The sequence below is a fragment of the Aquiflexum lacus genome (assembly GCF_015476655.1).
Lineage (GTDB): Bacteria > Bacteroidota > Bacteroidia > Cytophagales > Cyclobacteriaceae > Aquiflexum > Aquiflexum lacus.
The window spans coordinates 1-22355 of sequence record NZ_JABFHF010000009.1 but is presented as its reverse complement, the minus strand read 5'-3'; the positions used below and the strand labels follow the sequence as shown (position 1 = coordinate 22355).

General features: G+C 37.5%; 20 protein-coding genes. 17 read left to right on the top strand and 3 right to left on the bottom strand.

Going from position 1 to position 22355, the window contains the following annotated elements:
- The first annotated feature begins 172 nt into the window (after window positions 1-172).
- From HMJ38_RS09920 to HMJ38_RS09895, 6 genes are all read left to right on the top strand, one after another.
- Window positions 173-1978 carry a DEAD/DEAH box helicase gene (locus HMJ38_RS09920; protein WP_194974239.1) on the top strand — a complete coding sequence of 602 codons (1806 nt, stop codon included), beginning with the start codon at window positions 173-175 and terminating at the stop codon, window positions 1976-1978.
- Between the two features lie 139 nt (window positions 1979-2117).
- A complete protein-coding gene (locus tag HMJ38_RS09915; RefSeq protein WP_194974238.1) occupies window positions 2118-2834 on the top strand; it encodes a 16S rRNA (uracil(1498)-N(3))-methyltransferase in 717 nt (238 codons plus the stop codon).
- On the top strand, window positions 2831-3322 hold the full coding sequence (locus HMJ38_RS09910) for a hypothetical protein (RefSeq protein WP_194974237.1): 492 nt from the start codon (window positions 2831-2833) through the stop codon (window positions 3320-3322). Before HMJ38_RS09915 ends, HMJ38_RS09910 begins: the two co-directional genes overlap by 4 nt.
- Before the next feature lie 94 nt (window positions 3323-3416).
- Complete coding sequence (locus HMJ38_RS09905) at window positions 3417-4562, top strand: alpha/beta hydrolase (protein ID WP_194974236.1); 1146 nt, start codon at window positions 3417-3419, stop codon at window positions 4560-4562.
- Between the two features lie 63 nt (window positions 4563-4625).
- Window positions 4626-6056, top strand: a complete 1431-nt coding sequence (locus HMJ38_RS09900; RefSeq protein ID WP_194974235.1) for a leucyl aminopeptidase family protein — start codon at window positions 4626-4628, stop codon at window positions 6054-6056.
- Between the two features lie 3 nt (window positions 6057-6059).
- On the top strand, window positions 6060-7277 hold the full coding sequence (locus tag HMJ38_RS09895; RefSeq protein ID WP_194974234.1) for an ATP-grasp domain-containing protein: 1218 nt from the start codon (window positions 6060-6062) through the stop codon (window positions 7275-7277).
- A gap of 127 nt (window positions 7278-7404) precedes the next feature.
- Here the strand turns inward: HMJ38_RS09895 and HMJ38_RS09890 are convergent, their stop codons facing one another.
- From HMJ38_RS09890 to HMJ38_RS09880, 3 genes are all read right to left on the bottom strand, one after another.
- The gene (locus HMJ38_RS09890; protein WP_194974233.1) at window positions 7405-7833 is read right to left on the bottom strand and encodes a hypothetical protein; all 429 of its coding nucleotides are present in this window, start codon (window positions 7831-7833) and stop codon (window positions 7405-7407) included.
- A gap of 93 nt (window positions 7834-7926) precedes the next feature.
- Window positions 7927-8550 (bottom strand): response regulator, encoded by a 624-nt coding sequence (locus HMJ38_RS09885; RefSeq protein ID WP_194974232.1) that lies wholly within the window; start codon window positions 8548-8550, stop codon window positions 7927-7929.
- Window positions 8551-8561: 11 nt separating this feature from the next.
- Window positions 8562-9587: a PAS domain-containing sensor histidine kinase gene (locus HMJ38_RS09880; protein ID WP_194974231.1), complete on the bottom strand. Its 1026-nt coding sequence runs from the start codon at window positions 9585-9587 to the stop codon at window positions 8562-8564.
- Window positions 9588-9885: 298 nt separating this feature from the next.
- On the opposite strand from HMJ38_RS09880, the gene HMJ38_RS09875 reads away from it, so the two are divergent.
- The 11 genes from HMJ38_RS09875 (at window position 9886) to HMJ38_RS09825 (ending at window position 22277) form a co-directional block, all read left to right on the top strand.
- Window positions 9886-12060, top strand: a complete 2175-nt coding sequence (locus HMJ38_RS09875; RefSeq protein ID WP_194974230.1) for a penicillin acylase family protein — start codon at window positions 9886-9888, stop codon at window positions 12058-12060.
- 346 nt (window positions 12061-12406) lie between these two features.
- Window positions 12407-13834: a hypothetical protein gene (locus tag HMJ38_RS09870; protein ID WP_194974229.1), complete on the top strand. Its 1428-nt coding sequence runs from the start codon at window positions 12407-12409 to the stop codon at window positions 13832-13834.
- A 3-nt stretch (window positions 13835-13837) separates the two neighbouring features.
- Window positions 13838-14404 carry a hypothetical protein gene (locus HMJ38_RS09865; protein WP_194974228.1) on the top strand — a complete coding sequence of 189 codons (567 nt, stop codon included), beginning with the start codon at window positions 13838-13840 and terminating at the stop codon, window positions 14402-14404.
- Window positions 14405-14590: 186 nt separating this feature from the next.
- Complete coding sequence (locus HMJ38_RS09860) at window positions 14591-16009, top strand: hypothetical protein (RefSeq protein ID WP_194974227.1); 1419 nt, start codon at window positions 14591-14593, stop codon at window positions 16007-16009.
- A gap of 194 nt (window positions 16010-16203) precedes the next feature.
- The gene (locus HMJ38_RS09855; RefSeq protein ID WP_194974226.1) at window positions 16204-16533 is read left to right on the top strand and encodes a hypothetical protein; all 330 of its coding nucleotides are present in this window, start codon (window positions 16204-16206) and stop codon (window positions 16531-16533) included.
- A 304-nt stretch (window positions 16534-16837) separates the two neighbouring features.
- On the top strand, window positions 16838-17146 hold the full coding sequence (locus HMJ38_RS09850) for a hypothetical protein (protein WP_194974225.1): 309 nt from the start codon (window positions 16838-16840) through the stop codon (window positions 17144-17146).
- Window positions 17100-17687 carry a hypothetical protein gene (locus tag HMJ38_RS09845; RefSeq protein ID WP_194974224.1) on the top strand — a complete coding sequence of 196 codons (588 nt, stop codon included), beginning with the start codon at window positions 17100-17102 and terminating at the stop codon, window positions 17685-17687. The genes HMJ38_RS09850 and HMJ38_RS09845 overlap by 47 nt, the downstream gene beginning before the upstream one ends.
- A gap of 133 nt (window positions 17688-17820) precedes the next feature.
- Window positions 17821-18393, top strand: a complete 573-nt coding sequence (locus HMJ38_RS09840; protein WP_194974223.1) for a hypothetical protein — start codon at window positions 17821-17823, stop codon at window positions 18391-18393.
- 104 nt (window positions 18394-18497) lie between these two features.
- The gene (locus HMJ38_RS09835; RefSeq protein ID WP_194974222.1) at window positions 18498-19052 is read left to right on the top strand and encodes a hypothetical protein; all 555 of its coding nucleotides are present in this window, start codon (window positions 18498-18500) and stop codon (window positions 19050-19052) included.
- A 221-nt stretch (window positions 19053-19273) separates the two neighbouring features.
- Window positions 19274-20476 (top strand): hypothetical protein, encoded by a 1203-nt coding sequence (locus HMJ38_RS09830; RefSeq protein ID WP_194974221.1) that lies wholly within the window; start codon window positions 19274-19276, stop codon window positions 20474-20476.
- A 160-nt stretch (window positions 20477-20636) separates the two neighbouring features.
- Complete coding sequence (locus HMJ38_RS09825) at window positions 20637-22277, top strand: hypothetical protein (protein ID WP_194974220.1); 1641 nt, start codon at window positions 20637-20639, stop codon at window positions 22275-22277.
- Window positions 22278-22355 lie beyond the last annotated feature (78 nt).

Sequence of the window (22355 nt, the reverse complement as noted above, 5' to 3'; positions counted from 1 at the left end):
ATTAATTCAATATATTCTAAAAACTTTCGAATCAAGGTTTGAAATCAAAATTATTTATCTTACCTTTGCATCCGAATTAATTATCAATATTTTTCATACTGTGGGTTTCCTTACTGTCGCTTGATTTAGGGTACTTCTAGGAGATCATGGTTTGAAGAAGTAAGGAAACATCATGGAAAAAGAATTAACATTCTCAGACCTTGGGATTTCAGCGGAAATCTTAAGGGCGGTAGAGGATATGGGTTACACCCAACCATCTACCATTCAATCACAATCTATACCTCTTTTATTGGAAGGACAAGATGTCATCGGTCAGGCTCAAACGGGTACTGGTAAAACTGCGGCATTTGGTATTCCAATCATCGATCAGGTAGACGCATCTATCAACAAACCACAAGCTTTGATCCTTTGCCCAACCCGTGAATTAGCGGTACAGGTAGAAGGTGAAATTGTCAAACTTTCAAAATACAAAAGAGGGATTTCCTCAACATGTATATATGGAGGAGAGGCAATTGACAGACAAATCAAAAGCTTAAGGAAAGGTGTTCAGATTGTGGTAGGTACTCCTGGCAGAATCATGGATCACATGGACAGAGGTACATTAAAGCTAGACATGGTCAATATCATCGTATTGGATGAGGCTGACGAAATGTTGGATATGGGCTTTAGAGAAGATATTGAAAATATCCTCAGCGAATGTCCTGAAGAAAGACAGACTGTCTTTTTCTCAGCGACTATGCCGAAGCCAATTTTGGATTTGACCAGAAAATTCCAAAACAATCCTGCACATATTAAAGTGTTGCGGAAAGAATTGACAGTAGAAAATATCTCACAGGTATATTATGAAGTGAAACCTTCATTAAAAATTGAATTGATGACCAGGTTGATGAACCTGAATCAGTTTAATTTGAGTGTGGTATTCTGTAATACTAAAAGAGTGACTGATGAGGTTACTGAAGAATTGATTGCCAGAGGAATTCAGGCAGAAGCGTTGCACGGAGATCTTTCTCAAGCACAGCGTACCAAAGTAATGAACAAATTCAGAAAAGGACACTGCTCGGTATTGGTTGCTACAGACGTAGCTGCAAGAGGTATTGATGTCGATGATGTTGAGGTTGTATTCAACTTTGACCTTCCTTTGGACGAAGAAAATTATGTACACAGAATCGGTAGGACAGGTAGGGCCGGGAAATCAGGTGCTGCCATCAGCTTTGTGACCGGAAGAAAAGATATGTACAAAATCAAGGATCTTGAAAAATTCATCAAGACTTCAATTTCTAAAATGTCCCCTCCTTCTGTATCTGATCTAATTGAACTGAAAAAGACTCAATTTGTGAAAGATGTCCATAGACAATTGAGCAAAGAAGGTGATAACAGTTTCTATGAAGATATTATTGGACAACTCTTAACTGAAGGTCTGAGTATCGAACAAATAGCATTGGGATTAGTGAAAATGCAATTGGCCGATACAGTTCATGAAATGGAAGATCAGAACTTTGAACTTGATCTTGGAAGAGACAGGGACAGAGGATCTAGAAGAAGTGAAGGTGGAAGAGAAAGAGACTTTGGACGTGGAAGAGAATCAGGAAGAGGTAGAGAAAGATTCGGTAGAAGTGAAGGTGGTAGAGGCGAAAGCAGAGGATATGGTAGAGACAGAAGTGAGAGACCTGAAAGAAGTGAAAGACCGGATAGAGGAGAAAGAACTGAAAGGAGTCCAAGAGAAAAAGGTGTCAGAGAACCGGGAATGGCCCGTCTTTTCTTAAACTTAGGAAAGAAAGACCGTATCAGACCAAATGATATCGTCGGAGCAATTGCAGGTGAAACCGGAGTTCCCGGAAGATCTATCGGTGGCATCGACATTTTTGACAACTTCTCGTTTGTAGATGTACCTCAGAAGGATGCAGATCACGTAATCAGCGTCATGAAAAACAATACCATCAAAGGAAAATCTGTCAACATGGAAATTTCCAAAGGTTGATATACAGAAATATTTGAATCTTAAAATATTAAGTTTTAGTAATTCAAAGCACGGTCTTTTAGATATCGTGCTTTTTTTGTTTGATTTCCTATTTGATTCAAAATGGATTCCGTATTTTCGTTGAACAATCCCCAGAAATATGCAGCTTTTTTTTCATGAAAATACTCAAGATAAAGACTTTCAGTTAGACACTGAAGAATCAAAACATCTCATCAAAGTGTTGAGAAAAAAACAGGGAGACAAAGTCAATTTCACAGATGGAAAAGGTTGTCTTTACACCTGCGTCATTACAGTCGCCGATCCCAAGAAAGCCATCCTTTCCATAGAAGAAAGAAACTTTATACCTGAGGATGATTACTACATCCATTTAGCCATCAGTCCGACCAAGAATGCCGAAAGGATGGAGTGGATGATCGAAAAGATAACAGAAATCGGTGTACATGAAATCACCTTTATGCAATCCGAGCATTCAGAGCGTGGAAACCTGAAATTTGACCGTCTAGAGAAGAAGATCATCTCAGCCTGTAAACAAAGTCTTAAGACCCGTGTTCCTAAATTAAATGCCGTGGTGCCGATGGAGGAATTGGTGATGGACAAAAAGTTTGACACTTATCAAAGATTCATTGCTTACGTAGACAAGGAAAATGACAGACACCTTTTTGAAAAAGCAAAAAAAGACAATGCCTATATCATTTTAATAGGACCTGAAGGAGACTTCTCCCAGCAAGAATTGGACTTAGCATTTAAAAATTATTTTATGCCCTGTTCTCTTGGAAAAAGCCGACTAAGGTCTGAAACAGCAGGACTTGCGGCTGTACACACGTTACAACTTATAAACAATATAGATTTACAATGAAAAGAACCTTTCTATATACTTTAATAATAATGATCTTTTATTCCTGCCAATCTCAAACCCAGGAAAATTCAACTGCAGTAGGATTAGATGGTTGGTTAGAAGGAAGCAGTGAGGAAAAATTTGAAGAAATCGCCCATCAACTTGGCGGATTCAGCAGGACGATGGTTGAAGTTTCTTACAGGTATTCCGAGTTATATTGGGCAGGTATGGATGAAAACTGGGATTATGCAGACCATCAGGTAGAACATATCATCGAGGCCATGGAAGATGGATTAAAAAGAAGGCCTGTAAGGGCTGAGTCTGCAGTGGATTTCATGGAAAACACGATTCCTCAGATTGAGTCAGTCGTTCTCAAGAAAGACAAGGAAGAGTTCATAATAGGATTCAGGGCTTTGACATCAGCTTGCAATGCCTGTCATGCCAAAGAAGGTGAGTCTTATATCATGATTCAGGAACCGCAGGACCGCCTATCCCCTGTCAGGTGGTAATTGCAAAAAAAATATGAATCTTCTTTATTGGACCAATGCAAAAAATTATTTTTACAGGAATCGTTTTTGCTAAAATAAACAGAAAACATCTCGGATGGAATGCGAAGAAAAGACTGTTGTGACTGATAAAGCACAAGAGGATATAAAAGATGGTCTAAGTATTTTGCTTACCACCGATGAGGATGATGCCAGACCGGTATATCTCTCAGGGAATTTCAACAACTGGGCCACACAGGACCGTAGATTCCTTTTACAAAAAGTAGCCCCGGGGAAATATGCTTTCAGATTTCCTGAGGATTTTATTTTCCCATCCGAACTTGTCTACAAATTCACCAAGGGTGACTGGTCGGAGGTAGAAATTGACAGGTACGGAAATAAAACGCCCAATCGAGTCAGTAAAAAAACTTTTGGGACGCAAGAAGAACATGTTCCAAAATGGCGGAAAAATTGGCTCCCTTACAGGCCAAGCCAACTTCCCAAAGTGCACTTAATTTCAGAAGAATTTGAAATACCCCAATTAAATAAAACCCGAAAGGTATGGGCACTTTTGCCCCATGATTACGAAACCTCCACGGAACATTATCCTGTCCTTTATCTTCAGGACGCTCAAAACCTCTTTAATGAAAGTTCACCATTTGGAAATTGGCAAATAGATAAAAAGCTTGCAGTCATGTCTGATTACGGCATTGGTCAAATCATCATTATTGCCATCGAACATGCTGAAAAAGAACGGGTTTTAGAATACAATTTCGGTAAAACCCTGCTAGGTCAGGGCGAAGGAAAAAAATACATCAGATTTATTGCCGACACTCTAAAGCCATTTGTAGACAAAAATTTCCGAACCAAATCTGAAAGGGAATTTACAGGCATCGGAGGTAGTTCCATGGGTGGACTTGTCAGTATTTTCAGTGGACTCATTTATCCTGAAGTTTATGGCAAATTAATGATCTTCTCCCCTTCCCTTTGGGTTATTCCAAAAATCAAGTTTTCATTTCTTGATTTCTTTGAGCCAATGGATACCAAAGTTTACTTATATGCTGGGGGAGATGAAAGTGAAACCATGATTCGGCATGTCAAAAAATTCAAAAAGCGGCTATTAAAAAGAGAATCTATCCGGGAAAGGATGAAAGTCAAACTCAGTATCAATATGGAAGGGAAGCACAGTGAAACCTACTGGAGTGATGAATTTCCAAAAGCCATAGAATGGTTATTTTTTAGCGACAAAGAAGGGGACATTTAAAAAATCCTTTAACCAAACTGAACCCAAAGTCTTTATCTTTTCTCCCTTTTATTTAAAAAAAACATGAAAATAAATATTATAAACACTGCCAATAAATTCAAAGGACTGGTTCTTATCCCTTTCGTTGAAGTCGAAGGGACAATAAACTTTCCAAAAGGATTATCAAAAATCGAGGTATCCCAAAACATTTTTTCAGGCAAAAAAGATACACAGTTTATCATTGAGGATAAAACCGAGGAAAAGATTTATATATTATTAGGTCTTGGAAAAACCCCGGAATACCATACCGTAAAAACCGCATTCAGAAGGCTTACAGCCAAGCAGGAAACGTTGTTCAGTGAACAAATGCTATTGGTTTTTTCTGACGGTATAGATGCCGATTTATTGGAAGCAGCTGTATCCGGTCTTTGGCTTGGCACTTATAGATTGGGCCATTTCAAAAATCAGGGTACTGCACCAAAAAACTGGGACATCACCACCTTGTCAATCCTCTCCACTCAAATTAATGCCAGAGAAATTGCGGAAAAGGGATTGAAAATTGCCAATGCCCAACTACAGACTTTTAAGTTGGTAGACCTACCACCCAATAAAGTGACTCCGGAATATTTAGCCAATTGGGCAAAAAAAACCGGTAAACAGTTTGGCATCAGTGTAAAATCCTTTGATCGGAAAAAGAGTGAAAAGGAAGGTTTGAAAGCATTTTTGGCGGTTGCTCAGGGGAGTCAAAGGGAGCCGCAGTTCATCATCATGAAGTACCGCAACAAGGAAGCATCCAAACATATTGGTCTAGTTGGAAAAGGCGTGACATTTGACACCGGAGGTCTCAATATAAAAACTGCCGGGATGGTCCACATGAAATGTGATATGGGTGGTGCAGCTTGCGTTTTGGGTGCCATGCAACTGATCGCTGACCTTCAATTGCCAGTGAATGTGACAGCTGTTGTACCTTGTGTAGAAAACGCAGTCGATAATCTGTCCTTTTTACCATCTGATATTATTGGGAGCTATAGTGGGAAAACAATTGAAATTATTGATACGGATGCAGAAGGAAGGTTGATCTTAGCCGATGGACTATCTTATATCATAAAAAACCATCAGCCGGACACAGTCATTGATTTTGCTACTTTAACAGGTAGTGCCGTGGGAACCTTTGGTTATGAATGTGCTGCATTATTTTCCAATGACACTGCGCTTTCACAGAAACTACAGGAAAGTGGTATGGCAATTAATGAGAAGGTTTGGCCACTTCCTATTTGGGATGCATACAAATCTGAAATGGACAGTGAAATCGCAGATATCAAAAATTTTCATGGGAAACCTTTTGCAGGTGCCATCACTGCTGCAAAATTCCTAGAGGCATTTACTGAAAATCATCCCTCTTGGGCTCACATTGATATTGCCGGGACAGCTTTTGGCGATTCAGAATTTGCAAAAGCCAAACATGCGACTGCTTTTGGTGTGCATTTATTAATTAAATTGTTGGAAAATTTATAAGCCATGAAGGACAGCAACAAAACCTTTTTATGCATTTCCAATTATTTCAAAGGAAGCGCCTTTCTTATTTCATTGAAAAAAGCGGGCAATACCGTTTTTCTAATTACAACAGAAAAGCTCAGGGAAAGCCCATGGCCTTTTGAATACATTGATGAGGTGTTTTATATGCCCGGTCAGGATCTGGACTGGGATTTGGAAAAACTGCTTTTTGGAGTGGCAGGTATCATGAAAACCACAAAAATAGATGCCCTAGTTGCTTTGGATGATTATGATGTTGAAAAGGCTACATTTTTGAGAGAAAATTTAAGAATTCCTGGAATGGGGCAAACTACCGGAAGATACTTCAGGGATAAGTTGGCCATGAGAATTAGGGCACGTGATGCGGGCGTTTTAGTGCCAGCCTTTTCTGCCATTTTGAATGATGAAGAAATCAATCATTTTGCAGACAATGTTCCTCCACCTTGGGTATTGAAACCACGATCTGAAGCTTCTGCACATGGAATCATAAAAGTATTTGATAAAGATAGTCTTTGGCAAAACATACACGAACTTGGTGATAATCGGGTGAGATACCTTGTAGAGCAGTTCAGGCCGGGAGATGTTTACCATGCCGATAGTCTAAATTTAGAAGGAGAAACTTTGTTTTGTACCGTATCTAGGTACCTGGCTACACCCATGGAAATTTCTCAGGGAGGTGGGGTATTCAGAAGTGCAAATGTGCCATACGATTCTGATGATGATAAGGATATCAAAGAAGCTAACCAAAAAGTAATGAAAGCTTTTGGAATGAAAAGCAGTGCTGCGCATACTGAATTCATTAAAGGAAAAGAAGATGGAAAGATTTACTTTTTGGAGACTTCCTCAAGAGTTGGTGGTGCGCATCTTGCAGAAATGGTAGAAGCTGCTACTGACATCAATTTGTGGACAGAATGGGCCAAAATAGAAAATGCACTTGCCAAAGGCAAAGCATATAAACTTCCAAAAGTCAAAAAAGGATATGCAGGGATAGTACTCACACTTTCGAAATTCAAGGAACCTGATCTTTCATCATTTGACGACCCTGAAGTGTTTTTCAAGGTACCTTTAGATTATCATGCGGGTTTGATTGTAAGGTCGGACAATCATGGAAAGGTAAGGGAATTGTTGGATGATTATGCCGAAAGACTAACAAGAGATTTTTCAACTGTTGCGCAACAGGAAAAAATCAAAAAATTCCATTAAAAAAACCGGAGAAATTACTTCTCCGGTGAGGGTATTTATCGGATCTAAATCTGGGTGATTTTAGCGACGATTCTACTTACTCTTTTTATTATAGGGCTTATAAACTGTTTTTAAAGTAATTACTATTTTAACAAGCAATCATTATTTCTTCCAAAGTCATTTCATTCGAAATTTCTTCCATAATCTTTGGTAATTTTTTCAATTCAGTTGATTTATCAACTACCCAATCAAACCCTTGGTGTAAATAAACCTTTCTGAGCAAAGGGCCGATATGCGACTTGCACAACATTATTTTACAATCGGGATTTATGAGTTTTATCCTTTCAATTGTAAGATCTGGGGAGAATTTACCTGAAGCAAGCTTGAGGCAGACATTGATAATTACAAGATTAACATTGTTTTCCAAAATCCTTTCTTCCAATTTATCAAGACAATACACGCTTCCATCAATCTCTAAAAAGGGCAAATCTTGAATCATTTCTTGGATTTTTACAGTATTGCTGGGTGCAAAATCAAAAAACAAAGCTTTAATCGAATGGTTTGTTGTTGTCGTCATATGCGAGATAATTGAATACACAAATCTATCTCGGACTGGTTTAAAAAAAGGTAGTTTAAAAGCGGATTATCTTGTCATGGTTTGAACTACAAATCAAATCAGACCAAACTCAAATGCATACCTGGTGATTTCAGAATTGTTTTGCAGCCTCAACTTTTCCAAGACTCTCAATCGATATGTACTTATGGTATTCACACTAAGACTAAGTTGTTCAGCTATTTCAGACACCGTTTTTCCTGATGCGATATGGGTCATCACTTCCATTTCTCTATCTGACAATTTATTATGAAAAAGAATCGGTTCTTCTCCGATATTCTCAGCCATAATTTCGTATACCTTTGGACTGAGATATTTTTTACCTTTCATTATTTTGGTAATGGCCTTTTCGAGTTCCTCTCCCGCACTTTCTTTACTGACAAATCCTGAAGCTCCTGCTTTAAGTGTTCTCAAGGCATAATGCTCTTCTGCTTGCATACTTAAAATGAGGATGGGTACCTTGACTCCGTTTTTTCTGGCTTGCTTCAACACTTCAATTCCACTGATACCAGGCATGGAGATATCAAGAATAATCAAATCCCAACTTTCCTCATTGATCCGTTGGAGAGCTTCGTTTCCCGAAGTCACCTCAGAAGCTTCCATTTCAGGATATGCATCCTCCATCAATTGAATGATACCTTTACGAACGATGGGGTGGTCATCAGCTATGAGTACTTTCATGGTTTTGTTATTTAGGGCATTTCCAATTTAATCTTTGTCCCTTTTCCTATACCGCTTTCAATTTCAAACCGCCCGCCAATACTTTCTATCCGCTCCTTCATTCCAAAAACACCTAGAGATTTTTGGTTCTTCAATATTTCAGGGTCAAATCCCTGCCCATTGTCTGCTACTTCCAAAACGATTCTTTTTGATCCAAAACTAACCATCACATTCACATGCGTGCATTTGGCATGCCTCATAATATTGGTCAAAGATTCCTGATAAACCCTGAAGATCGCAGTTACTTTTTGATTGTCCATTTTCCTTTCCTCACCCAAGTACTGAAAAAAAACCGGAATACCGCTTGTTTTTGTAAATTCATCAGCTTGCCATTCCAATGCCGCCAAGAGACCAAAATCATCCAAAATACCCGGACGGAGGTTCCTGGAAATATTTCTCACTGTACCTATTGTCCGATCTATCTGTTTGATTACGTTTCTGAGTTTCTCAGTAACAAAGCTTTCAAGAGGTTGGCTTTTTCTCAAAATATAATCAATCTCCATTTTGAACCCTGTAAGCCTCTGACCCAATTGGTCATGAATTTCCCTGGCGAGACTTGCCCGTTCATCTTCCCTGGCCAATTGCATGTGGGTATTCAAATTTCTGATCGATTCATAAGAATTTTTTTGTTCGTTCTGTGCCTCTTTTCTTTCACTGATGTCCCTCACTACCAATCCTAGTAAACCCTCATAATAAATGGCTTCGAGTTCAAGCCATGAACTCAAAGAATCCTCCCCGATTTCTTCCACAATTCTTAACGAACCGGTCCTTGCCTTAGCGATAAAGTTTTTTATGTTTTGATTTATGGATTGCTCGTTTAGGTTGGTACCAATTATTTCTTGCTTGTCCAAAACTAAAAACTCAGCAGCTTTTTCATTAATAAAAACAACGTGATCATCAGGATCAAGTACAAAAAATCCATCTGAAATACCATCCAAGAGCATCAGGATTTTCAGTGGTACATTTTCATTATTTTTGAAATACTTCTCTTCAAACATACTTTACTCAATTTTCTTCTCTTTTAAACAAAAATCGATCCTAGTTCCGATTTTGGATAGCCCTCTTTTTAGCATGTAAAACTAACGATCTATTTTACATTTTTAATCTTTGTTCAAGAAGATGAAATTAGTATAAAAGACTTAAGCAGAAAAATTCCAATAAGCAGCAAAAAAAAATCGGGCTCGATGCTTCAAACCTTTCTGATTTAATTTTCTTATTTTCCATTAAACCCATAATCCACTTGCTTCTTTAGACATTTTGTTATTTTTAGGCGATTGAAATATTAAAACCCAAATTATGCTCAGAAGATCAATATTAGTCCTTGCCTTTTTATTTCTTTATACAGCCTCTTTTTCTCAGGCACATCATGAAAAATGGGAAAAAAGAGCACAAAACACAGAGATCATCCGAGACCAATGGGGAGTTCCCCACGTCTATGGTACATCAGATGCAAATGCTGTATTTGGAATGATCTACGCTCAATGCGAGGATGATTTTAACCGGGTGGAAATGAATTACATTACCGCTATGGGTAGAAAGGCAGAAGTGGAAGGGGCAAAGGAAATATATGCAGACCTCCGGATGAAACTCTATATAGACGAAGAGGTTGTCAAAAGCGAATACCAAAACTCCCCTCAATGGCTCAAAGACCTGATGGATGCCTGGGCTGATGGCATCAATTATTACTTATACACCCATCCTGAAGTAAAACCCAAACTCCTAAACAAATTTGAACCTTGGATGGCGCTTACATTCAGTGAAGGCAGTATTGGCGGAGATATAGAAACGATCTCGGTCAATCAATTGAAAGCATTTTACGATAAGGATTTTTTAGCTGATCTTGTTTATGCTGAAAGAGATTGGGAAGAAGAGCCAAGAGGTTCAAACGGTTTTGCGATTGCACCCAAACTGTCAAAATCAGGAAACGCACTCCTAATGATCAATCCGCATACTTCGTTTTATTTCCGGCCTGAGGTGCATATGGTAAGTGAGGAAGGGTTGAATGCTTACGGAGCGGTAACCTGGGGACAGTTTTTTATTTACCAAGGATTCAATGAATACAACGGTTGGATGCATACTTCTGCCAAGGCAGATGCCATCGACCATTTTGCCCTGACTGTTGAAAAAAGAAAAGGTAAATACCATTACAAATTCGGAAAACAGTGGCGACTATTTATTGAGAAAAAAATCATAGTCCCTTATACAGAGGGGGATGACATGCAAAGCAGGGAATTCACTGCTTTCTACAGCCATCATGGGCCTGTCATTAGAGAGGAAAATGGAAAGTGGGTGGCCATCGCACTGATGGTGGAGCGGGAAAAAGCCCTGACACAGTCCTATAATAGGACTAAAACAAAAAATCATGCGGAGTTCAAAGCCAATATGGAACTGAAAACCAATTCTTCCAACAGTACTGTCTATGCCGATCGGGATGGCAATATTGTGTACTACCATGGGAATTTTATCCCGGTGCGTGATCCGCAATTTGATTGGAGGAATGTGGTGGATGGGAGTAATCCTGATACGGATTGGAAAGGTTTACATGAAATTGAGGAAATGATCTATATCGAAAATCCGGAAAATGGTTGGATACAGCACTGCAATTCAACCCCATTTACTGCTGCGGGACCTTTTAGCCCCAAAAAGGAGGATTATCCACCCTATATCGCTTGGGACCTGGAAAATGCAAGAGGAGTGAATGCTGTCAGAATTCTCACTGACAAAAAGGATCTTACACTGGAATCCCTGATCTCAGAAGTAGCTTATGAACCAACTTTGATGGCCTTTGATCCTATGATTCCTGCATTGGAAAAAGCATACAATAGCCTTTCGGAAAATGACCCAAGGAAGTCAAAGTTGAAAGAACCTATGGCTGTGCTTTCTTCTTGGGATTTAAAAACAGGTGTCAATTCAGTGGGTACTTCCTTGGCTGTTTTCTGGGGAAATCAATTAATGGCTGTGGGAAGAGAATTGGAAAGGCCATGGGACGCTTACATTTTTGATTTTCTTGCAAATCATACAAGTGATGAAATAAAGATTTTGACATTGGAAAAAGCAGTCGACAAACTTGTGGAAGATTTTGGAACCTGGAACACCCCTTGGGGGGAAATCAACCGTTTTCAGCGTGTCACCAATGAGATTCAGGGAAAGTTCTTTGATGAGTTGCCAAGTTTGCCTGTCGGTTATAATTCCTCCCTTTGGGGTTCCTTGGCCGCTTATGGCAGTCGGGCCTATCCCAATACCAAAAAATGGTACGGGAATGTCGGGAACAGCTTTGTCGCTGCAGTAGAATTTGGAGAGAAAGTCAGGGCAAAATCTTTGTTGGCGGGCGGGCAAAGCGGCAACCCTTTTTCTCCCCACTTTGTAGATCAGGCAGAAAACTACAGTAAGGGAATATTCAAGGATGTCAGTTATTATAGGGAAGATGTGCTGGAGAATGCAAGGAGGGTTTATAGGCCGGGGGATAAATAAGCAAAAGACTTAAGACACAAGAATATAGGAAATAGAATTTCACCTTTGATTTATGACTAATTAAATAATTAAAATATTGTGATTTAAAAAAGTAAATGCTACTTTTAGTTAACTCTTTTAAAACCATATTTTGTACTTAATTATTTTGTAATGAAAAATCATTTTACCCCCCCTCTACAAACTAACTTCTTCATTTAATTTATTACGAGTTTGCCTATTTTCTTTAGGGTTTATTTTGATCGCATTGACCTCATGCATAGAAGAACCAACAGAGAAACTTGAAGTACCTGAACAAAATTCAAAACTTGCTATCGTCCGAAACTGGTTTGATACCCACAAAAAGGATTTGAAAATCGGTGATTCAAGGGACAGTTACAGAACCGAATCCCATGAACTTATCCTTCCTTTTTTTGAAAAAGAACCCGATTGGGACAAATTCCATATCTTTCAGTTTCCTGATGGAAGAGAGGTATATGAGATCAATTTGGCAAATGCTGAGTTGTATTTTCCAAGCTATCTATCAGATAGTATTCCTGGAACAGAACCGAACAAGGCGGTAATCCAAAATATTATGTTTGTGGAAAATAAGGAAAACGGAAGATTTGATCCTGTGATTGCCCGCTACTATCCGAACAATGAAAACTCCATAAGAGAGTTTGGTGAAATATATTATAACATGATAGACCTTGGTTGGTCAGGAACTGTAGATATTTGGACTTATGATGAAAGGCATTTCATAGGGTTTAAAATTCAAGAAGGCCAAATAATAAGCAACTATCGAAAAAATCTTGATCAAAATGAAAATGCCAGAAAAACATATCCACAAGGCATTAATTATTTGACTACACATTGTCAGGATTATGCTATTACTTATCTTGCCTATACAGTTACAGCTGGGGGTCAAACCACAGAACATTACGAAACTCAGGTCGTAACTGAGTGTCGGACAATAAGCGGTGGAGGCGCTGCCCCTGGCACAGGAAGTGGAGGTACAGGTATTCCAATAGGTGGAAGTGAAACTTATGAATATGGTGGTTCGGGAGGTTATGAATATGGTGGTTCGGGAAGTAATGGAACTGTCAATGAAGCTTATGTCCCACCAATAATCTCTGCTCCAGATCTAATTGTATACAATAATCTGACGGATCCATGTGCAAGGAAAATTTTTATTGATTCAAGTTCCCCAAATAATCCCCCATCTTTAGATTTACTTTTTGGTTTAAATATTAACCCTCTTATAGTTAAATTATTCAATGATTGTAAAAAAATCCCATATACGATTCAACAATCAAACCTTACTGGATCTAATGCAATTACTGAATTTAAAAGTGGTGGGATAGAAATCACCCTTAACTCAAGCTATTTGCAAAAGGCTTCCCAGCTCTCAATAGCGAGAACAATTATTCATGAAAATATTCACGCTTATTTCATCCATCAAACAAAAACAAATTTAGATTTTGCATTAGGTCTAAATAAGTTCGCAAATGATAATGATTTAGGGAATTTAGCTGATACTCACCATGAACTTATGGGGCAATATGTTTTGTCAATGGCAGTCTCATTGTATCAATGGGAGAAGAAATTCGGACCAAACAAAGGAAATCTAGATTTTGATTACTATTATGCAATGTCTTTTGCTGGTTTACTTGATAACAAAACTAAATTGCCCAATAGCTCTTTTAAAAGTTTAGCTGGAGATAATTTAGATAAATACATGCAGATAATAATCAATGAAGCTACAAATAGTGTTGATGCTAAAAGTAAACCTTGCTAGAAAATGAAAAAGATAATTCTTAATATATTATTGGTATTTATGCTTACAGGAGCATTTGGACAAACAAATATCCCTCCTCTAACAATTGAACAATATAATATTCTAAATTCCTTTTTAAAAGAAAACACTTTATTGTATCACAAGACAAATTTTTCATATCATTGGCAGCATTATTTAAACTTAAATTGGCTGAAAAATGATATCGGTTTCTGTTTATATGAGGAAAGTGGTGTTTCAAAAAATGAAATTTCAAGATTTGTGGATGAAACAACTTTAGAGAATATTAATATTAAAATAGATAATATACAGGGTCCTTATAGAATTGAAGAGGGAAAAATTAATAAAACAAGCATCAAACTTGTTAGTGAATACAATTCAAACAACATTCTTTATTTGTCTTCTCCCATTATTGAAAGGGGAACAGCTGTAATACTTTATAAAAAACTTTGGGAAGAAAAAATTATTTTTTTCTTGAAATCAGAAGATGGCCAGTGGAATACATTCTGTGAATTTTACATAAAAGAATCAACCAGAACAAATGGGATTTCATATTTTCTACCACCCAAATAGGAGTTGAAACTTAATTGGGAAATTTCCCTATTTTGATAAACTGTAAATCTAATTTTCTAAATACCGGATATTGGCAGTTGTTTTTCAAGTAAATGATATAAAAATCAACATTTTGAGTTTATAAATCCAATAGCGGATTCAAAATCTGCCCTAGTTAAAAACTGGTTTGATAAACACAAGAACGATTTGCACATTGGCGAATCCAAAGACAATTACAGAACCGAATCCCATGAATTGATCCTACCTTTTTTTGAAAAAGAACCCGATTGGGACAAGTTCCATATATTTCGGTTTCCCGATGGAAGGGAGGTTTATGAGATCAATCTGGCAAATGCGGAGCTGTATTTTCCAGTTTATCTGTTGGATAGTCTGCCTGGGATGATACCCCAAAAGACAGTAATACAGAATATTATGTTTGTCGAAAACACTCAAACGCAAAGATTTGATCCTCTCATCGTTCGATACTTTCCCGACAACGAGGAGTCCTTGAGGGAATTTGGGAAGATTTATTATGGAATGATAGATATGGACTGGTCAGGAATGGTGGATATTTGGACTTATGATGAGCGACATTTCATAAGCTTTACGATAAGAGAGGGTACAATTACTTCCAGTTTGCAGACCTTGAACAAAGACCCAAACTCTCATCAGCCAACTGGCACCAATCTATTGACCACCGAACCATGCAGAGAAGTGGTCATTCCAAGGAATTATGTTGACGTTGATGGTGTGAACACAGTCTCTTTTACTGTGACTTATCATTGCACCTCAGGAGGAGGAGGAAGCAGCAGTGGCGGTTCTACTGGTTCCAGTTATGGAAATGACAGCGGAACTTCTTGGGGTTCAGGTGGGACTGGGACTTACGAGTACGGTGGTTCGGGAAGCTATGGGACTGTAGGGGGAACGACTTATACACCGCCTGTAATTACATCCCCTACCATAAGAATTGAGCTAATCGATATGGAAGAACTTTCTGATTGCCATCAAGATATCATCAACGACCTGATTGGGAGCACTCAATTTGAATTCTTTAGAATATTTAGATTATTTTATGGAGATAAACCTATTCCAAAAAATTATAATGTGAAATTTCAATATGGTGTTTGTGGCAATCCTAATGCCAATGCATGTACATCACCTAATTTGGATAATGGTTGGGCTACAATAACTATAAATTCCTCAAATCTAAAAAATTCAAGTGATTTATCATTTGCAAGAACGATTCTTCATGAAACTTTACATGCCTATTTTCTTTTTGAAGCCCTGTATCCTTCAAATTGTGATTTACAATGCTTGTTAAATAATTATTTAATTCGCTACAATAGTACTAGCCATAATAACATGACACACCATGCTTTATTCACAGAAACAAAATTTTTGAATGATATATCTGTAGAATTAAAAAACTATGGACAAAGTAAAGGCTATTCTTTCACCGACCAATTCTATAATGATTTATCATGGGGAGGATTAACTAGAACAGAAGTATTCTTAAAAGGAAAAAATGATGTTGAAAAAAACAGAATTATCGAAGTGAATTGGGTTGAAAATACAATGAGCACTGAATTTAATTTATCTCCAAAAGGTAAGAAAGCATGCGATTAGGAACTTTTACCATTATAATAATTTGCGTAATATCTTGTACAGGAGAGAATAAGACTCCAAAAATTTATAAGGTTATTGAAAATGTTGCCTTTAATGAGAAGGCTCCTCATTTAGAAATATTATCATTATCAAAGCGGACAGATATCTTATGGATTGATTACTGGGAAGATAGCATGAAGGGAGACTGGTTAGATATGGACAAAAACAAAGTAAATCTTAATGAAATTTTTAATGAAAAAGAATTTAATCATTTGAAAAATCAGTACAACAGGCAGATTGAAATGGAATCATCATTTCTTTCAGAAAAAATCAATCTGGTCAATCCCGATGATTTTAAAAACCAAATTGACTTCCAATTTTACAAAATTTCTACTCCGGCTTTTACTGAAGATGGGGTTTATTGCCTAGTTTATTGGGAGGATGTTTGTCATGTAGATTGTGGGGGTGGAGGTTTTTTTGTATACGAAAGAGACGAAGAGGGGATTTGGAGGCGATTTTTGACCAAATACCTTTGGATGTCATAAATACCTCACGCTCGCAGAAATTAACTTTGGGGAAGTGGTTTATGACCATTTTGAAAAATCTCAGGTATTTGACTTAATAATTGAAAACGGAAATCTAACAGGAAAAAACGGCTTAACTACAACAAAATACAATTCTGAAACAAGGAAACCGGAAATCTGGATCACCCTATCCAATGACTACCTGAATAATGCTACCAAATTATCAATTGCCAGAACTATCATTCATGAAATGGTCCATGGATATATTATACATGAATTGAATTCGGGTAATTTTGATTTTCAAAATAATTTTCAACAGGAATACGTGAAATATTTAAACAGAAAAAACCCTGATATAAATAGGGCTCACCATGAATTTATGGGGGCATATGTTGATATGATGGCATTCTCATTAAAAAAGTGGGATACTTCTTTTGGGGAAGGAAAAGGATCACTTGGAGACAGCTATTATGAAGCAATGGCTTTTGGTGGATTATTTAAAACAGGTACAAGTATCCCCACTGATAGTTTTAAAGAATTGATTCCCAATTTAACCCAAAGAAATAATATAATTAAAATAATTGAAAATGAACAGAATGGTAACAATCTTTCTAAGGGAAAAAAATGTGAATAATATATTAAAAACTTCATTTGTTTTATTGCCGCTCTTTCTGTTAGGTATATCAGAAAGGATATGTGCACAAGAGCCTTTTCCAGATTATCATTTAGAATTAAAAGAAATAATGATTGATTCAAATGAACAAAGTAGAGTAAGAATTTTGAAGAAAATCATATCAGATTTTGATTGGATAGACCATTTAAAAGACTCAGTTTTTGTTGGCAATTCCTTAAAGTATAAGTGCAATATTCTCAAGCTCAATTCAGCTTTAAAAAGAATTGATTTTGATTTTTTGAAAAAACAAACCATTAAAAATGAGCTAATTATATGGGATAAGAGTAAATTAGGGAGAACCTTCAAAGTATATGAAGAACCAACTAAGAAACACCTTACGCACCAGTATTCAATCCCTTTGGTTCAAAATAATACAGCAATCATTCGAATAAAATCATTTCAATATAAATTAGAAGTGAGTGATTATATTTTCATTTTTGAAAAAATTGATGACAGTTGGGAAGAAATTTGCATAATTGTTATTTCTGAAGTCTTCATTTAACTCCCTCTAGGCATTTAACTGTGCCTTTCTTTATCTGATATTTGTAATTCCCACCCAACTAATAGTTTTAAGTTACAAGTTCAAAGTTTTAGTGAAAGGAATGGAATAATAGAAATTCTTAAAAGAGAGCAAAATGGAGAAATTACAGCTAAAGGTAAAAAGTGCAAGTAAATTATCTGGATTAATACTTTCTTTTATCTTTATTTTCTTTAGTTCATTTGGTCAAACTGAAAAGGATCTAATCCATAATCAATTTTTGGATCTGTATGACAAAGAAGAGAAAACACCTGTTTTCAGCGAGGTTGTTATAGATGAAAATTGGCTGGTATATTTAAGCGATAGCATAAATATTGAACATGGGTTGAGGGGTAAATGCAGAATAAAGGATCTTCAGAATGTATTAAATAAATTTGACTTTAATCTCATAATTGAAGAAAGTAAGTCTCATCACGATTTTAAAGAATGGGATAAACAAAAGTTATCCGGTATCAAGCTCAACAAAAAAATACCTCGAAGAGGGACATATTTTCAGTTTTCTGTCCCATACTTTGCAGAAGATTGGGGTATTATTAGAAGGAAATATTTTGTTAAGAATGAACTTTTGGAAGACATGATCTTGATTTTCTATTATGAGGAAGGAGAAGAGAAATGGAAACAAATGTGTGAAATGATTTTATATTTAGAGTTGCCAAATTATAGTTTTTGAATAACGAAATCCTTTAGGCCTAGTTAAAAATTACCTAACTGATAGTTTTAAAGAATTGATTCCCAATTTAACCCAAAGAAATAATATAATTAAAATAATTGAAAATGAACAGAATGGTAACAGTCTCTCTAAAGGTAAAAAATGTGATTGAGATGAAGATATTGATAGTTTTAGGATTCCTTTTTACAAGCACTTTATTTTCCGCACAAGTTAACTCAGAATCTTACACAATAATCAATGATTTATTTGGAAACGAATCAAGGAAGAATAAAGTAAAAATTTATTATCATTTCAATAGAGATACTTATTGGATCGATAAAATCGGAGACCCACTTTTCATATCAAATGCTATGGTATATTCTTTAGAAAAAGTTGATATCATAGATTTTATGAAAGGATTTGATTTACAAAACTCTAACGCAATTGTCTCCAAAGGAAATCAAATATCAAAGGAGAAATTGAATAAAAATATTAAATTAATTAAAGAGTTTAAAGAACCGATTATCGAAATTTCAAATCCAGTTATTCAAGGAGATAAAGCAATTGTTTTTCAACGTTCCCATTTTGCTTCTACCTTTGATTTTCTTTTGCTTTTAAAAAAAAAGGATGCGAAATGGTGCCAAATTGGTCAAATTTTGTTGAACGGAGAATACATTTAAAAAATTAGAATCTCATCAAAAAAAATCTCTTTAAAATAAAGCTTATAATAATTATCCGCCTTTGGCCTTAGTTTGAAACCGCCCCTTTCTTAATTTAAAATTTGGACTTTCAATTATCCCCTACTTAGCAACCTACAATTCTTTTTATTAACTCATTTCTCCTCAAAAAAACTTTCGCCCTTTTGAGTTTATAGCTATATTGCCTTAAAAATCAAATCACTATGAACCACAATTTTTCAACAGCCACGCTGACAGAAACTTCCTACACCCAAACGGAAACTAATGTCAAATCAATCCCTACCTATATCTATGCTTCTGTTTTTGCATCCCTTTGCATTGCTGTTGGATTACTTTGGGATATTTCCTGGCATATGAGTGTGGGCAGGGATGGACTGTTTTCTCCGCCCCATATTGGCATATATCTAGGTGCAGTAATCGCCGGGGTATTTTCAGGAGTCAAAGTATTGAAAACAAGCTTTTGGGGTTCGAAAGAAGAAAAGGCCCAAAACATCAAATTCTGGGGTATTTTTCATGGTTCCCTTGGCGCCATGTTCTGCGTTTGGGGAGCATTTGCCATGCTGACCTCAGCACCTTTTGATGATTGGTGGCATAGTACTTATGGTTTGGACGTAAAAATACTATCACCGCCGCATGCCTTGTTGGGATTGGGAATGATCATGATTCAGTTTGGGGCGATGATTTCGGTCATTTCCGTTCAGAACAAGTTGGAAGGAAAGGCAGATGCGCGCACCAAATCCCACTTGGAATGGATGTATGCCCTGTCTTCAGGTTTTTTATTGGCGATGGTCTATGTGCTGGTTTCGGAATATTTCTTTGTTAATAGACTTCATTCAGCCTTGGCCTATCAAGTAGCTGCACTGATATTCCCGATTTTTATGGTTTCAGTGGCTTATGCAGCACCCTATAAATGGGCAGCTACAAAAATGGCATTGGCCTACACCTTTATCATGGCTGTGATGGTCTGGATTTTACCTTTATTTCCCGCTGAACCTAGATTAAGCCCGGTTTATAACTATATCACCAGATTCCAGCCCTATCATTTCCCAATGTTGTTGATTGTGCCTGCGATTGCCCTAGATGTACTCATGGCCAAGTATAGGAATATCAATAAATGGCTGTTTGCAACCATGATATCCATTGCTTTTGTAGCCACTTTTGTCCCTACCCAATGGTACTTTGCGGAGTTCCTCAATACCGAAGCGGCAAGAGGCTGGTTTTTTGGAAGGTTTTCTTGGCCATACTCAGCACCACCTGAATTTCAGTATCGCTTTGCTTTTCATCCCAGGTTTATAGATACGGGTTGGGCATTGATAAGTGGGCTTTTGATTGCTGCAGGCATTGGAATCCTCACTTCAAGATTGGGGCTTTCGTGGGGAAATTGGATGAAGCAGGTGAAAAGGTGATATGGTTATCGGCTTTCTTATCTTTAGACTTTAATTTATTATAAACGAGAGGCGAGAGTTTAGAAACAAGATTGAGAATCGCCTTTTTAAGTTTACTGCCAGATTTTAAATTTATTTTATCGCCAACCTTCATATTGCGGGTATCCAAAAAATATAACCCATGAAAAAAATCCTATTGAGTTTTGTTTTGCTGATCTGTAGTTTGGCTTTGGTAAGTCACGTGGGTAGTCCGGGAGTGATTTATGAAGGGAAGTTGGGCAATTACAGGATTTTGGCGAATGTCAGTCCCCCGGATGTAATCCCAGGGATAGCCTTGGTTACAGTGATTATTCCTGAAAATCCACAAGGTATCAATATGGAGGTCCGGCCCGTATATTGGAGTGCAGGACTCAAAGGAACTCCAATCGCTGACCCTATGCTGCCCGTGGTAGGTGAAGAAGGGAAATATGAAGGAGAATTATGGTTTATGGAAGGAGGTACTTCAAGTGTTCAGATCATTCTTCTTGAGAATGGAGAAACATCTGAAACCATTGTCCCTATCATGGCCATGCCTACCGCCCAAAAAAATATGCCCATGGAACTTGGTATTCCACTGATCATCTTAGGCATTTTCTTGGTGATTTTAATGGTGACCATTGTAGCTTCAGCCATGGGTGACAGTATCCGTGACCCGGGAGAACAAAGAAGTACAAAAATCAACAGGAAAAAACAGATTGGCATTGTGATCGGAAGTATGGTGGTTGTCTTGGTGATCTGGGGCGGAAAATCATGGTGGGATTCAGAGGCTTCTTATTATCAGCAAACTTTATACAAACCATTTGAGGCCAAAAGCTTTTTCGAACAGCAAAGTGACGGAGATTATTTGTTACTAAAAGTAGATTCTACAGTACTCAATTATGGGAGAATCACCAGAAAACTCAGTTATATGGTTCCTGACCATGGCAAATTGATGCACTTGTTTTTGATCAGGAAAGGAGATTTGGATGTTTTTGCCCACCTGCATCCACAAAGAATCGACACCCTAAATTACAAAGTCAAACTTCCGCCCTTACCTAGTGGGGATTATCATGTGTTTGCGGACATTACCCGATATACAGGTTTTTCTGAAACCATAGTATCAGATCTGACCATCCCTGAGGGTAAAAACTTCAGTTTAGCTTCCAATCAGGATGTGATTTTGGGAAGGGATGATACCTATACTTTTTCCAACCCTGTCACCAACAAAGTCAGCACTTTGGATGGGGATATCATGGTCTGTGGCAAGCCAGGAATCAAAACCGACCTGCCCGGTGGCTATACAGCCATCTGGGAAACAGAGACCGGGAAATTTGATGCAGGGAAATTTTATAACCTTGATTTCGCTTTATTTGATCAAGCCGGCGAACCTGCCAAATTGGAGCCTTACTTGGGAATGATGGGACATGCCGTAGTACTCAAACACGATGGCTCGGTCTATATCCACCTCCACCCTACCGGTAATTATTCCATGGGTTCACAACAAATGTTATTGGAAAGATTCGAAACAGGCAAGATCGGATTTACCAACCTACCCACAGTTCAGAGTTTCCCGGACAGCATTGACAGGGTCATTGAATTTTTGGATCAACTTCCGGATGCTGAGAGAGACAGTCTGCTAATGGGTGATATGTCCCATTGGGAATGGACCGATGAAGAACATGCTGAGCACAGCATGGTATCTTTTCCTTACGCATTTCCTGAGGAAGGTCAGTACCGCATTTGGATACAGGTCAAGATTGATGGGAGGATTGTGAATGGGGCGTTTGATGTGGAGGTGGAGTGAAATGCTGAGAGGCAAGAATCAAGTGTATATTCCGATCCATCTTGACCACCTGTTCCGGTGATGCTGACCACTTTTTTC

What these genes read in the sequence shown, in the direction of transcription:
- HMJ38_RS09920 (WP_194974239.1), top strand. Translation starts at nt 173, where the DNA reads ATGGAAAAAGAATTAACATTCTCAGACCTTGGGATTTCAGCGGAAATC.
- HMJ38_RS09915 (WP_194974238.1), top strand. Translation starts at nt 2,118, where the DNA reads ATGCAGCTTTTTTTTCATGAAAATACTCAAGATAAAGACTTTCAGTTA.
- HMJ38_RS09910 (WP_194974237.1), top strand. Translation starts at nt 2,831, where the DNA reads ATGAAAAGAACCTTTCTATATACTTTAATAATAATGATCTTTTATTCC.
- HMJ38_RS09905 (WP_194974236.1), top strand. Translation starts at nt 3,417, where the DNA reads ATGGAATGCGAAGAAAAGACTGTTGTGACTGATAAAGCACAAGAGGAT.
- HMJ38_RS09900 (WP_194974235.1), top strand. Translation starts at nt 4,626, where the DNA reads ATGAAAATAAATATTATAAACACTGCCAATAAATTCAAAGGACTGGTT.
- HMJ38_RS09895 (WP_194974234.1), top strand. Translation starts at nt 6,060, where the DNA reads ATGAAGGACAGCAACAAAACCTTTTTATGCATTTCCAATTATTTCAAA.
- HMJ38_RS09890 (WP_194974233.1), bottom strand. Translation starts at nt 7,833, where the DNA reads ATGACGACAACAACAAACCATTCGATTAAAGCTTTGTTTTTTGATTTT.
- HMJ38_RS09885 (WP_194974232.1), bottom strand. Translation starts at nt 8,550, where the DNA reads ATGAAAGTACTCATAGCTGATGACCACCCCATCGTTCGTAAAGGTATC.
- HMJ38_RS09880 (WP_194974231.1), bottom strand. Translation starts at nt 9,587, where the DNA reads ATGTTTGAAGAGAAGTATTTCAAAAATAATGAAAATGTACCACTGAAA.
- HMJ38_RS09875 (WP_194974230.1), top strand. Translation starts at nt 9,886, where the DNA reads ATGCTCAGAAGATCAATATTAGTCCTTGCCTTTTTATTTCTTTATACA.
- HMJ38_RS09865 (WP_194974228.1), top strand. Translation starts at nt 13,838, where the DNA reads ATGAAAAAGATAATTCTTAATATATTATTGGTATTTATGCTTACAGGA.
- HMJ38_RS09855 (WP_194974226.1), top strand. Translation starts at nt 16,204, where the DNA reads ATGGACAAAAACAAAGTAAATCTTAATGAAATTTTTAATGAAAAAGAA.
- HMJ38_RS09845 (WP_194974224.1), top strand. Translation starts at nt 17,100, where the DNA reads ATGAACAGAATGGTAACAATCTTTCTAAGGGAAAAAAATGTGAATAAT.
- HMJ38_RS09840 (WP_194974223.1), top strand. Translation starts at nt 17,821, where the DNA reads ATGGAGAAATTACAGCTAAAGGTAAAAAGTGCAAGTAAATTATCTGGA.
- HMJ38_RS09835 (WP_194974222.1), top strand. Translation starts at nt 18,498, where the DNA reads ATGAACAGAATGGTAACAGTCTCTCTAAAGGTAAAAAATGTGATTGAG.
- HMJ38_RS09830 (WP_194974221.1), top strand. Translation starts at nt 19,274, where the DNA reads ATGAACCACAATTTTTCAACAGCCACGCTGACAGAAACTTCCTACACC.
- HMJ38_RS09825 (WP_194974220.1), top strand. Translation starts at nt 20,637, where the DNA reads ATGAAAAAAATCCTATTGAGTTTTGTTTTGCTGATCTGTAGTTTGGCT.